A 14,607-nucleotide genomic window follows, 5' to 3' on the forward strand; every position below is an offset into this window, starting at 1 on the left:
CCCGACCGAGGTCGTGTTCCCCGGCGGTTCGAGCCACCTCGTCGAGGCGGTGTACGGCGACAGCCCCTTGACCATCCCGTTCAACGAGGCCGTCGCGACGGCCGTGCGGACGTTCGTCGCGCAGCGGGCCAGCGCAGAGGGGCCGGACAGGCGCGTCCGCATCATCGAGGTGGGGGCTGGGACCGGAGGCACCAGCATGCCGGTGCTCGACGCGCTCGAGCCCTGGCACCGGAGCGTCGAGTACGTCTACACGGATATCTCCCGCGGCCTCCTGCGCCGGGCGGAGGAGCGGCTCGGAGCGACGCGTCCCTTCGTCCGCTTCGCGGCGCTCGATATCGAAGCAGACATCGAGCAGCAGGGCTTCTCGGCCGGCAGCTTCGATATCGTCATCGCCGCCAACGTCCTGCACGCGACGCGGGACATCGAGCAGGCCGTCGGCAACGCGAGGAACCTCCTCGGGCCGGGCGGCTGGCTCATCGTGAGCGAGGCGACGAGCCTGCAGCTCTTCCTCACGATGACGTTCGGTCTTCTCGACGGCTGGTGGAGGTCCGAGGACAACCGCCGGTCCCCCGAGGGGCCGCTCCTCGGCCTGGGGGGCTGGCAGGCGCTCCTCCGCGACCTCGGCTTCCCTGCGGTGTCGGCGCTCACGGCGCCTGGCACCGGCGGAGCGGAGCCGCATCAGGCGGTGCTGATTGCGGAGAGCGACGGTCGCATCGCCCGCCCGAGCGCTTCGCCACCCGCCGAGGCGCGAAAGCCGCGCGCTGCCGCGCGCGGCGGCCGGCAGGTCGCCGGCACGCGGGCGCGAGGACCCGAGGCCGCAGAGCCGATCGTTCGTGAGCTCGTGGCGCAGATCTGCGCCGCGCTGCGGATGAAGCCTGACGACGTGGACGTCCACCAGCCGTTCGCGGACTACGGCGTCGATTCCATCATCGCCGTGGAGCTCGTCGAGCGCGTGAACCGGATCCTCGGGGCGAAGCTGCTCCCGACAGCCCTCTTCGAGCACAACAACATCGCTGCCCTCGCGGCCCACCTCGCGGAGGAGCTCGCCGACGCGCCGCGCACGGGCGCTCTCGACGCCGGCGCAGGATCGGCCGCGCCGGCGGACGTGCGCGGCACCGGCGTCGCGCCCGACACCGCGGTCGCGGCGCAGGCCGGCGGCGGGGCGGCCCTCGCGTCCGACGCCAGCGCGCCGGATGGCCTGATCGCGGTCATCGGGATGTCCGGGCGCTTTCCGGGCGCGAGGAACCTGGCCGAGTTCTGGCGGCTCCTCGCGAGCGGCACGTGCGCCATTCGACGGGCGCCGAGAGAGCGCTGGGCGGCGGAGGAGATCTTCGACCCCGACCCGGAGCGACTCGACAAGTCCTACTGCATCGAGGGCGGCTTCCTCGATGACATCGACCTGTTCGACGCGGCGTTCTTCGGGATCACCGGGCGTGAGGCCGAGCTGACGGATCCGCAGCACCGGCTCTTCCTGGAGGAAGCCTACGCCGCGCTCGAGGACGCGGGGTACGCCACGGAGTCCATCCGAGGGGCGCGGTGCAGCGTCTTCGTCGGCGCCGGCGCCGGCGACTACCTGAACCGCCTGCTCGAGCTCCGGATCCCGAAGGGCGCGCAGGCGTTCTGGGGGAACACGGCGTCGGTCCTGGCGTCGCGCCTGTCCTACTTCCTGGACATGAAGGGCGTCTCCCTCGCGGTCGACACCGCGTGCTCGTCGTCGCTCGTGGCGGTCCACCTCGCCTGCAAGAACCTGCTCGACGGCGAGAGCGACCTCGCGATCGCCGGCGGGGCTTTCCTCAACGTCACCCCCAGCTTCCACATCCTGGCGAGCAACGCGCGGATGCTGTCGCCCGTGGGGCGCTGCAAGGCGTTCTCCGCGGACGCCGACGGCTTCGTGCCCGGCGAGGGCGTCGGCGCCGTGGTGCTCAAGCGGCTCGACGCCGCGCTGCGCGACGGCGACTGCATCCACGGGGTCATCCTCGGCTCGGCCGTCAACCAGGACGGCAGGACGAACGGGATCATCGCGCCGAGCGTCGAATCGCAGGCCGCGCTGCTGCGTGAGGTCTACGACCGGAACGGGATCGATCCGGCCACCATCACCTACGTCGAGGCGCACGGCACGGGGACGAGGCTCGGCGACCCCATCGAGGTGGAGGGGTTGACCCGGGCGTTCCGCGCGTTCACCGACGCGCGGGGGTACTGCGCCCTCGGCTCGGTGAAGTCGAACATGGGGCACGCCGCGACGGCGGCGGGGATCGCCGGTCTGCTGAAGGGGCTGCTGTGCCTCCGGTACGGCCAGATCCCGCCCTCGCTCCACTTCAGCGCCCCGAACCCGGCGATCGACTTCGGCGCGAGCCCCTTCTTCGTCAACACCGAGCTCCGCGAATGGGGCCGCGATCGGGGGCCGCGACGGATGACCGTGAGCTCCTTCGGGTTTGGAGGCACCAACGCGCACCTCGTCCTGGCGGAGCCGCCCGAGCGCCCGCTCCGGCCGGCGGCGCGGAAGCCCGCGGCGTACGTCGTCCCCCTGTCCGCGAAGCACCCCGACGCCCTGCGCCGTCGCGTCTCAGACCTCGGGCGCTGGCTCGAGGAGCAGGGGCCGCGGCACGACCTCGGCGACGTGGCCTATACGCTGCAGCGCCGCAGGAGCCACCATGCCCACCGTGCCGCCTTCGTCGCCCGGGATGCGCAGGAGCTCCTCGAGGCCATCCGGGCGGTGGAGCAGGAGGGGCGGCATCCGTGCTTCGTGACGAGCGAGGGGCGGGGCTCCCTCGCAGGGCTGCGCCGCTCGCTCGACGAGCTGGCGGCCTCGCTCTGCCGCGAGCTCGGCGACGGAGCGCTGCCCCCGGACGAGCAGCACAAGAAGAGCGCCGTGCTCGCCGAGCTCTACGTCGTGGGCACGGAGATCGACTGGGACCGCGCCCTCCCTGACGAGGGCCGCACCGTCTCGTTGCCGACCTACCCGTTCGTGCGCCAACGCTTCTGGGCAGAGGCTCCGGCGGAGGTGTCGCCGCGCGCCGCCGAGGCGCCGAGGCCGAGCCTGCCGGCGGCGGACCAGGAGCGTCGGCTCGCCTACTTCGGTCCGCGCTGGGACCGCGCCCCTCTGCCCAGCGCCACGGCGAGAGCGTGGCCGGGCGGCGATCTCGTGGTGTTCGATCTCGACGCTCGGCTCGTGCGCGAGCAGCAGGCCCGCGGCCTCGACGGCGCGCGGCGGATCCTCTGGGTCCGCCCGGGGTCACGCTTCGAGATCTCGGCGCCGGACGCGATCGCCGTCGACCCGAGCAGCCCGGACGACTACCGGCAGCTCTGGGCGCACCTCGCCGGATCGGGGCGCGCGCCGGCCGCTCTCGTGCTGCTCTGGCCGTGGCGCCTGTCCGCCGGGGCGAGAGCGGACGCGGCCCACGCGGAGCAGGCGATCGCGCACGGGATCCGCGCCGTCGAGCTGCTCGTCCGCGCGATGTGCGCAGCGCCGCCCGCGTCCGAGACGCGGCTCGTCCTCGTGTACCGCGGCGACCGCGAGGTCACCGCGGGCGACCAGCCCCTGGGTGAGGCCGCTGCGGCCTACGGAAGGTCGCTCCGGCCGCTCCTGCCGCAGGTCCGCTACCTGTCGCTGATGCTGCCCGGGGATCTCGACGAGCGCCGCCTCGTCGACCTGCTCGACCGGGAGCTCTCCGACGCGGGCGGGGACCCGCACCGCGAGGTCGCGTACGACGGCGGCGAGCGCTACGTGCGCGGCCTCGGCCCGGCCGAACCGATCCCCTGCGAGGACGGCGCGGCGCTCCGCGATCGCGGGCACTACCTCATCACGGGCGGCGCCGGCGGCCTCGGGCGGATCTTCGCGCGCCACCTTGCGCGCCGTTGCCAGGCGCGGCTGCTGCTGCTCGGCCGATCCCCGCTCGACGAGCGCCTGCGCGCCGAGCTCGCGTCGCTCGAGGTCCTCGGCGCCGAGGTCATGTACCGCCAGGCGGACGTCACGCGGACGCGCGATCTCGAGGCGGCGCTGGCGGAGGCGAAGCGGCGCTTCGGGCCGTTGCACGGCGTCATCCACGCAGCGGGCGTGATCACGGGGCGACTGCTGACCGACAAGAGCCCTGCGGAGTTCGAGGCCACGCTGCGGCCGAAGGTCGTGGGCACGCCGGCGATCGACGCCGTCACCGCGGGCGAGCCGCTCGATTTCTTCGTCGCGTTCTCCTCGGCCTCGTCCTGGCTCGGGGACATGGGCCAGGGCGATTACGCGGTCGCGAATCGGTTCATGGACGCTTACTGCCTGCACCGCGAGGGCCTGCGGCGGCGCGGCCTGCGCCGCGGGCGCTCGGCGTCGATCGCCTGGCCTCTCTGGCGCGACGGGGGCATGCGGTTCGCTCCGGAGCTGGAGCAGCGGTACCTGCGCTCCTCGGGGCTCTCCCTGGTCGAGGAGCGCCACGGTATCGAGGCGTTCGACGTGATCCTCGCGGGCGGGCCGGTCCAGGTGATGCCGCTCATCGGTGAGCTGTCGCTCCTCGCCCCGATCCTGGGGCTCTCCGCGCCTCGAGCGCGACCGTCCGTCAATGCAGCCTCCGCGGACGGCGCGACGCGCGAGGCGCCCGCCGGCAGACGGAGCGGGGCGGCGGGCCCCGCGCGGGAGCAGATCGAGGCGGATCTGCGCAAGATCATGGCCGCGCACTTCAAGGTGAACATCGGCGAGCTCGAGCTCGACGACAACCTCGGGGCGCTTGGCTTCGACTCGCTCATGCTCACGGAGCTCGCCGATCGAATGAGCCGGCGCTACGGGGTCGAGGTCCTCCCGACGGTGTTCTTCAGCCACAACACCGTTCGGAGCCTCGCGGCCCACCTGGTGGAGACGTTCGGCCCTGGGCTCCGTCTCGAGGAGAGCCTGCCACAGGCGGCTCGTGGGGCTGAGGTCAGCGCCTCGCCGCTCGAGGCACCGCTCGCGGTGGCCCGCGAGGCGCCATCGGTCCGCGAGGCGCCATCGGTCCGCGAGGCGCCATCGGTCCGCGAGGCGCCATCGGTCCGCGAGGCGCCATCGGTCCGCGAGGCGCCATCCGCCCGCGAGGCGCCGTCCGGAGCGCCCGGATCGGAGCCGAGCGCCATCGGCCGGGCCCGTCGGGGCTCGGACGCCCACGGCGACGCCATCGCCATCGTCGGGATGAGCGGCGTGTTCCCGGGGGCGCGGGACCTCGACGAGCTCTGGGAGCACCTCGTGGCCGAGCGGGATCTCATCACCGAGGTGCCGCCGGAGCGATGGGACTGGCGCGCGCACTTCGGTGCAGAGCGCGGCCAGTCGACCTCGAGGTGGGGCGGCTTCATCGCCGACGTCGATCGCTTCGACGCCGCCTTCTTCCGCATCTCGCCGCTCGAGGCCAAGCTGATGGACCCCCAGCAGCGCCTGTTCCTCGAGCACGCGTGGAAAGCGATCGAGTCGTCGGGCCACCGCGCGTCGGAGCTGGCCGGAAGAGCCGTCGGCGTGTTCGCCGGCGTGCAGTTCAACGATTACCAGATGCTCCTGTCCTCGCGCGCCGATTACCGGGCGCAGGTGGTCACGGGCAACGCGCACACGATGATCGCCAACCGCGTCTCGTACGTGCTCGACCTGCACGGCCCGAGCGAGGCGGTCGACACGGCCTGCTCCGCGAGCCTCGTCGCCCTGAACCGCGCCGTCCGCGCGCTCCGGGCGGGCGAGTGCGAGGCGGCGCTCGTGGGCGGCGTCAGCCTGATGCTCGCGCCGTCGACGATGATCGGCGCGAGCCAGCTCGAGGTCCTGTCGCCCCGGGGCCGGTGCCGCACCCTCGACGCGGGCGCGGACGGGTTCGTCAAGGGCGAGGGCGTGGGCGTCCTCTTCCTCAAGCCGCTCTCCGCGGCGCTCGCCGACGGCGATCCGATCCACGCGATCCTCCGCGGCGCCGCGGTGAACCATGGCGGGCGCGCCCACTCGCTGACCGCCCCCAACGCCGACGCTCAGGCCGCGCTCCTCCATGCCGCGTACGAGGACGCGGGCGTGGCCCCCGAGACGGTCACGTACGTCGAGCTGCACGGGACGGGCACTAAGCTCGGCGATCCCGTCGAGGTCGAGGGGCTCAAGAAGGCGTTCGGGCGCACCAGCGCGGGCGGCGCGGGCGCGACCTGCGGCCTCGGGTCGGTGAAGGCCAACATCGGCCACCTCGAGCCGGCCGCCGGCATCGCCGGCGTGATCAAGGTCGTCCTGTCGATGCGCCACGGGGTGCTGCCGGGCAACCCGCACCTCGTCGAGCTCAACCCCTACCTCCAGATCGAGGGGACCCCCTTCTACGCCGTCGAGCGCACGCGCCCGTGGCAGCGTCTCGCCGATCCGAGCGGCAACCCCGTGCCGCGGCGCGCCGGCGTGAGCTCCTTCGGGTTCGGGGGCGCCAACGCCCACGTGGTGCTCGAGGAGCACGTCCCGACGCCCGCGGCCTCGGCGAGCGGTCACGCCGGGCCCGAGCTCATCCTCCTGTCGGCCCGCGACGAGGAGCGCCTGCGCGACGCTGCCGCAGCGCTCGTCGCCTACCTCGAGCGTCGGAGGGCGCGCGGCGGCGAGGTGCTGCCCTCGCTGCGCGACATCGCCTTCACCCTCATGCTCGGGCGGGAGGAGTTCGAGTGCCGGCTCGCGGTCGCCGCCGGAACGCACGAGGAGCTCATCGAGAAGCTCCGCGCCGCGCTCGGCGCCGGCCCGATCCGCCCGGGCGTCCACCGCGGCCACGTCAGCCGACGGACGCCGCCCGCAGAGGGCGACGACGCGGCGGCGCTGCGCGCCCTCGCCGAGCGCGATCTCGACGCGCTGGCGCGCCTCTGGACCGGCGGCGCCCGGATCGCGTGGCAGCCCCTCTTCGAGGGCGAGCCGCGGCCTCGCAGGGCGTCCATCCCGACGTACCCCTTCCGAGGGCCCCGGTACTGGTTCGACACCTCCTCGAGCGCGGACAGGGGCAGGTTGGACGGCGACGGGAAGCCGGAGCTCGCGCCGGCGGCCGACCCCACGTTCGCGGAGGTCTGGGAGCGCCGGGCGTGGTCCTACCAGGGCGACGAGGTGACGCTGCAGATCGTCGACGGCTCGATCGCATGGATCGAGATGAACGACGTGGCCCACCGCAACATGTTCTCGGAGGGCCTCGTCCTCGGCCTGCTGGCGCGCTTCCGCGAGATCCAGGGCCGCACCGACATCAAGGCCGTGGTCCTCACGGGCGGGGGCAATGTCTTCATGATGGGCGGCACCGAGGAGGGCTTGATCGACATCGCGGACGGGAACGCGAAGTACTCCGATCTGCCGTTCCTCTACGAGGGGCTGCTGCGCTGCGAGGTCCCAGTGATCGCCGCGATGCAGGGGCACGCGCTCGGCGCGGGCCTCTGCTTCGGCCTCTACGCCGACATCGTCGTGATGGCCGAGGAGGCGGTCTACGGCGCGAATTTCATGAGCTACGGCTTCACGCCGGGGCTCGGCGCCACGTTCATCCTCGCCGAGCGCTTCGGGAACCCGCTCGCGACGGAGATGATGTACGTCGCGCGCTCGTTCACCGGGCGGGAGCTGAAGGAGCGGCGCTCCTCTCCGATCTTCCGCCCCGCCGCCGAGGTCCACGCGGAGGCGCTCGCCATCGCGCGCCGGCTGGCCGACAAGCCGAGGGAGTCCCTCGTCATCCTCAAGCAAGAGCTCGCCGGCCGCACGCTCGCCGCGCTCCCCCGCGTGATCGCTGCCGAGATCGAGATGCACAGGCAGACCTTCGCGATCCCCGAGGTGCGCGACCGCATCCGCGAGCACTTCGCGAAAGCGAGCCTGCAGCCGGTCGCCGCCGCGGGGCAGCCGGCGACGCGCGGGGCAACCGCCGGCGCCCAGCACACCAGCGCGCCGACGCTCGGCGCCGGCGGCGCTGGCGTCCTCGGGGCCGAGCCGGTCGATCCGGGCCGCGAGGGCACCTCGTACGCCAGCGCGGCGCGCACGCTCGAGCAACGCCCCGTCGGCGAATCCGTCGCCGTACAGGCGTCCGCCCCCGCGCGGCAGGCGGCTGAGGCCAGCGCGCCGCGCGCCGCAGCGGCCGCCGCGCCGGCGCCGGCGTCCGCGGCTCCCCCCGCGCCGGTCGCGGCCGCCGACGCGATCTCCGCCATCCTCCGCCGGCTCCGGGGCGTTCTGTCCGACGCTCTCCAGATCGAGGACGAGGTCGACGCAGATCTGCCGTTCCAGGAGATGGGGGTCGATTCCATCAGCGGCGTCGAGATCATTCGCGACATCAACCGCACCTTCGGCCTGAACCTCGAGGCGATCGCGCTCTACGACCACCCGACGCTGAACGCGCTGGCCGAGCGGGTCCAGGCCGAGCTCGTCAAGGCGGGACGCCCGCTGCCGGGGGAGCTCTCAGGGCAGGGATCGGCAACGCCGGCTGCTTCGCGCGCGGTCGCCTCGTCCGAGCAGGCTGCCCCGGTGGAGCCGGCTCGGAGCGCCAGCGCGCCGCCGCCCGCTCCGGCCACGGCGGCAGCGCCGGCGGCGGCCGCGCCCGCGGCAGCGCCGGCGGCGGCAGCGCCCGCGGCAGCGCCGGCGGCGGCCGCGCCCGCGGCGGACGCGGCCGACGTCGACGTGGGACACGCGCGCGTGGCGGCGGTGAACGCCGTGTCCCTGGAGCGCACGGCCGCTGAGCGCGCCGCCTCCATCGGCGGAGGCGCCACGGTGACCATGGCCGAGGACGTCGCGATCATCGGCATGTCCGGGCGCTTCCCCGGCGCCCCCGATCTCGATCGGTTCTGGGACAACCTCGCCCACGGGGTCGACAGCGTCACGGAGGTGCCCCCCGAGCGCTTCGACGTGGCGAGGGTGTTCGATCCGGATCCCCGCGCAGCCGGCCGGACCTACTGCAAGTGGGGCGGCTTCCTCACGGACATCGACCGGTTCGACGCCGAGTTCTTCCACGTCTCCCCGAAGGAGGCCGAGATGATGGCCCCTGAGCAGCGGCTCTTCCTCGAGGAGTCCTGGAAGGCGCTGGAGGACGCCGGCTACTCGGATCGCCGCCTGGCCGGCAGCCGGTGCGGTGTGTTCGTCGGCGCCAGCGCGCGCGACTACGTGGAGCGGGCGCGCGGGCGGAAGACGGGGCACGCGCTGACCGGCCTGTCGAACAGCGTCCTCGCCGCGCGCATCGCCTATCACCTCGACCTCAAGGGCCCGGCCATCGCAGTGGACACGGCCTGCTCGTCGTCCCTCGTTGCCATCTGGCTCGCCTGTCAGAGCCTGCTCGCGGGCGAATGCACCATGGCGATCGCGGGCGGGGTCACCCTGATGCTCTCCCCCGACTTCCTCATCGTCTCGAGCAACGCCTCGGTGCTCTCGCCGTCCGGCAAATGCGCGACGTTCAGCGGCGCGGCCGACGGCATCGTGATGAGCGAGGGGGTGGGCGTCGTCGTGCTCAAGCCCCTCGCGCGCGCGCTCGCCGACCGGGATCACATCCACGCGGTCATCAAGGCGGTCGGCGCGAACCAGGACGGCAAGACGAACGGCATCTCGGCGCCGAGCGCGCGCTCCCAGACCGCGCTCGAGCTCGAGGTCTACCGCCGCGCCGGGATCGACCCCGACCAGATCTCGTACGTGGAGGCGCACGGGACCGGGACGCCGCTCGGCGACCCCATCGAGCTGAAGGCGCTCAAGGATGCGTTCCCGGCGTACAGCGACGAGCGGGCGCGCTGCCCGATTGGCTCGGTCAAGACCAACATCGGGCACGCGAACATGGCCGCCGGCGTCGCGTCGGTGATCAAGGTGGCGCTCTCGATGCGCCACCGGCAGATCCCGCCGTCGCTGCACTTCGACGCGCCGAACCCGCACATCGATTTCGGGAGCAGCCCGTTCTACGTCAACACGGCGCTCACGCCCTGGGAGCGGCGCGGTGGCGGCCCGCGGCTCGCCGCCCTCAGCTCGTTCGGGTTCAGCGGCACCAACGCGCACGCGGTCCTCGCAGAGCCGCCGGCGCCCGAGCGGCGCGGCGCGCGCTCGCGCCCGCACCTCGTCGTCCTCTCCGCGAAGGACGAGGCTGCTCTTCGGAGGCGGATCGAGGAGCTGCTCGGGTGGCTCGGCAGGCAGGGCGACGACCTGTGGCTCGGCGACGTCAGCTTCACCCTGGGCGCCGGGCGCAGCCATTTCGAGCTCCGCAGCGCCTTCGTGGTGCGCGACCCCGGCGAGCTCAGGGCGTCGCTCGAGGCCGCGCTGGCGGGCAAGGCCCAGCCGCACGCGCGCCGGGGCGAAGTGCCCTCGGACCACGCGACGGTGCGCGAGGCGCGCGCGCGGGGGGCGCGCGCGCAGGACGCGTGCGCTCGCGCCGGGGGCTCCGAGGACAGGCGCCGCCAGGCGTTGCTCGAGATGGCCGAGGCCTACGTCGGCGGGTACGACCCGGACTGGGAGGCCCTCTTCGCGGACGAGGACGCGCTCCGCACCTCTCTCCCGACGTACCCCTTCCAGGGGGAGCGCTACTGGATCGACGACGAGGAGCAGCAGAGGAGCAGCGCGCCCGTGGCGCATGCCGGCTCCCACCCGCTCCTCGACGGCGCCGACTGGCGGGGCAGCCTGGGCGAGGGTCTCGTGTTTCGAAAGACCTTCTCGCCCGACGACCCGGTCGTGCGCGACCATCGGGTGCAGGGCCAGGCCATCCTGCCCGCGGTCGCGTACCTCGAGCTCGTCCTCGCGGCGCTGGCGGCCACCGGCGACGAGGCGGCGTGGGCCCTCAGGCGGGTGCGCTGGCTCCGCCCCCTCGCCGTCGGGGATCTGGTCGAGGTGCAGGTGCGCCTGCGCGACGACAAGGGCCAGATCCGCTTCGAGGTGACCAGCGGCAGGCCCGAGGCGCGCCAGGTCCACGCCCAGGGAGACCTGTGCCCGGCCGACCCGGCGCCGCCGCGCGGCGTGGACCTCGACAGCATCCGCAGGCGTTGCGCGCGCCGCCTCGCCCACGACGAGGTCTACGCGCAGTACGCGGGGCTCGGTATCGTGTACCAGGGCGATTACCAGGCGCTCGCGGAGGTCTCCGGCAACCGCCGCGAGGCGCTCGGCGTCCTGCGGCTGCCGGCAGAGGCCAAGGGCCATGAACGCTATCGGCTCGACCCGGCGCTCGCGGACGCAGCGCTGCAGGCGATCGCCGGCTTCGTGCTGGATGGACAGGAAGAGCAGGCGCTGCTGCCCTTCTCGGCGGAAGAGGTCGAGGTCTACCGGCCCGTGGGCGCGGGCGGCTTCTCCTACCTCGAGCTGGCGGGGGAGCGACGGTTCCACGTCACGCTGCTCGACCTCGCGGGAGAGGTGTGCGCCGTGCTGCGGGACGTCTCGCTGCGGCCGTGGCGCGATCCCCTCGCCGATTTCTTCTATACGCCACGGTGGGTCGAGCAGCCCTACGGCGCGGCGCTGCCCCAGCAGCGCGCCGCGATGCGGAGCGTCCTCGTCATCCACGCCGACGAGCGCCTCGGGCTCAAGGAGGGCGTCGCCGCGCTCCACCCGGGCGCTGCCATCGCCGAGGTGGTGGTCGGCGCCCGCCACCGCCGGCGGGCGCCCGATTCCGTCGAGATCCCGGCGGAGGATCCGAAAGGGTACACCGCCGCGCTCGAGGATCTGCTCACCCGCGCCGGGAGCATCGACTGCATCTACTTCCTGGCGAGCCTCCTGCCCACCGGCAGGAGCGCCGGGGACCTCCGCGACGTCCAGGAGCGGAGCGTCATCGCCCTCTTCCGTCTGATCAAGGGGCTCATCGACGCAGGCCTCCAGCGCGAGCCCCTGCGCCTCGTGGTGGCGACCAACGACGTGCACCCGGTGACCGGCAAGGAGGCGCTCGACGCCCGCGCCGCAGGGGTCCACGGGCTCACCAAGGCCATCGCCAAGGAGTTCTCCGGGTGGGACGTGTCGTGCGTGGACGTCAGCCTCGAGGGCGCGCGGCCCGGGGCGGGGCCGGACGCGTGGGGAGCGCTCCTGGCCGCGCTCCTGCGCGAGCCTCGCCAGCGGGGAGGCGAGGACGTGGCCGTGCGCGACGGCCGGCGCTTCGTTCGCGTCATCGAGAAGGTCACGCTGGCGCCGCGGCCCGAAGCGCCGCTCCGGCGCGGGGGCGTCTACCTCATCATCGGCGGCGCCAAGGGGATCGGCCTCGCGCTGAGCCGCGACCTCGCGGCGCGCTTCTCCGCGCGGCTCGTGTGGCTCGGGCGGAGCCCCCTCGACGACGAGCGGCGCCGTGACATGGACGAGATCCGCCGCGCGGGCGGCGAGGTGCTCTACCTCCAGGTCGACGCGACCGACCGGCGCGCGATGGACGGGGCGGTCCAGGCCGCGCGGCAGCGATTCGGGCGGATCGACGGGGCCGTTCACTCGGCGATCGTGCTCGAGGATCGATCCCTGCTCCGGATGACCGAGGGCGAGCTCCGCGCGGTGCTCGGCCCCAAGGTCGACGGCGCGGTGAACCTCGTCGAGGCGCTCGCGGGGGAGGCGCTCGACTTCCTCGCCTTCTTCTCCTCGGCGCAGTCGTTCGCGGGCAGCGCCGGGCAGGGCAACTACGCCGCCGCGTCGACCTTCGAGGACGCCTTCGCGCACGCCACCGCGCGCCGCGCGCCGTTCCCCGTCCGGATCATCAACTGGGGCTACTGGGGCACCGTGGGCATCGTCGCGAACGCCGAGGTCGCGACGCGCATGGCGGCCATGGGCATCGGCTCCATCCGCCCCGAGGAGGGCGTGGAGGCGTTCCGCCGCATCCTGGCCCACGACCTCGTCCAGGTGATGGCGATCCGGGCCGACAGGAGGATCAGCGAGCGCCCCGACCTCCTCCAGGGCGACGGCAGCGAAGGCCACGGCGGCGGCGGCGAGCCCGCCGCCCCCCCGCCCTGGGTGGACAGGGTCGTCGAGCGGGCCGTGCTCCCCGGCATCGAGGCCGGGGTCGTCCAGCACTACGAATCCGCCGCGACCGCCATCGACCGCCTCACGGCGCGCATGCTGCGGGAGACCCTGGTGCGGGCGGGCGCCCTGCCCCCCGGCCCGGCGCGCCTCGGCCGCGATGAGCTCCGCCGTCGGCTGCGCGTGCTGGACGGCTACCGCCGGCTGGTCGACGCGTCGCTCGACGTGCTCGCGCGCGCCGGTTACCTGCGCCTCGCCGGCGACGCCGTGGAGGTCTTGCGCGCCCCGGACGAGGCCGAGCCCCGCCTCGAAGAGGCGCGCGCGCGCATCCTCGAGGAGCACCCGGAGGCCGGCGCCGCGGTCTCGCTGCTCGAGGTCTGCGTGGACGCGTTCCCGGGCGTCGTGAGCGGCGAGAAGGATCACATGGCGGTGCTCTTCCCCGGGGGAGGGATGCAGCGCGTCGAGGGCATCTACCGGGGCAACGCGGTCATCGACTACTTCAACCGCGTCACGGCGAGCGTCGTCGAGGCCTACGTCCGGGCGCGGCTCGCCGACGATCCCTCGGCGACCGTCCGCATCCTCGAGGTGGGGGCCGGCACCGGGGGCACGACCGCCTTCGTCCTCGAGGCCCTGAAGCCGCACGCCGCGCGCGTCCGGTACCTCTACACCGACGTCTCGCGCGGCTTCGCGGAGTTCGGGCGCTCCCGCTTCGCCGCCACCTATCCGTTCGTGGAGTTCGAGGTCGTCGACGCCGAGCGGGCGAGCCAGACGTCCGTCGTGCCGCTGGGCACGGTCGACGTGGTGCTCGCCAGCAACGCCATCCACGCGACCCGCCGCATCGGCAGGACGCTCGGCGAGATCCGCGCGCTGCTCCAGCCCGGCGGGCTGCTGGTGCTGAACGAGGGCTGCCGGCGCCGGGACTTCGCCACGCTGACCTTCGGCCTGACGGGCGGCTGGTGGCTCTACGAGGACGAGCGACTACCCTGGGCGCCGCTCCTGAGCGTGGCCGGGTGGGAGCGCGTCCTCGGAGAGAGCGGCTTCTCGGCCACGCGGGCGCTCGCGCTCCCGGGCGTGCGCCCCGAGGACGCCGCCCAGGTCGTCCTCGTCTCCGAGCGCGATGCGGCGTCACCGCGGCAGGACGTGGCTCGGCCCGCCACGGCGCCTGCGGCGGCGACCCGTGCGTCCGAGCCCTCCGGGGAGCCGGCCCGACCGGCCGCTCTAGCTTCGGCCTCGGACAAGGATCTTCACGGGCGCGCGCTCGAGTACGTCACCCGCGTGCTCGGGGAGGTCCTGAAGAGCGACGGGGCCAAGATCCGGCCCGACGCGACCCTCGAGCGCTACGGGATCGACTCGCTCATCAGCCAGGAGATCAACGCCCGGTTCGAGCGCGATCTGGGCCCGCTGCCGGCGACGATGCTCTTCGAGCACAACACCGCAGAGCGCCTGTCGGCGTACCTTCTGGCGGAGCACCGCGGCGCGCTCGCGCGGGTGCTCGGCCCGACGTCGAGCGGAGCGGCCGCAGCGCACGAGGGGGCGGCCGACCCGGGGCGCGGAGCGCGCGCGGACGCGACCCCGCCGGCGCCTCGCGACAACGGTGGCCATGACGCCAGGGCCGCCGCGGCGCCCGGCGGCGACGTGCGCCGGCGGATCGCGCAGCTCTCGGATCAGCAGGTCGAGAACCTCCTCAACAACCTCATCCACATGAATCCCACCCTGAACGGGGGACGCTCACGCTGGTGAAAGATCACGACATGGATCACAAGCGCGAACTTCTC

General features: G+C 73.8%; 1 protein-coding gene (running past one end of the window). It reads left to right on the forward strand.

The genetic code is table 11. The features are described from left to right. Positions 1–14,572, forward strand: partial view of an SDR family NAD(P)-dependent oxidoreductase gene (locus tag WME98_RS27915; protein ID WP_437944752.1) — the 3' portion only. It extends 3,755 nt beyond the left edge of the window; the window shows 14,572 of its 18,327 coding nt (coding positions 3,756–18,327); its start codon lies off the left edge, out of view; it ends in the stop codon at positions 14,570–14,572. The last annotated feature ends 35 nt before the right edge of the window (positions 14,573–14,607 follow it).

Origin of the sequence: Sorangium sp. So ce296 (assembly GCF_051529605.1) — a bacterium.
Classification (GTDB): Bacteria; Myxococcota_A; Polyangia; order Polyangiales; family Polyangiaceae; genus Sorangium; species Sorangium cellulosum_D.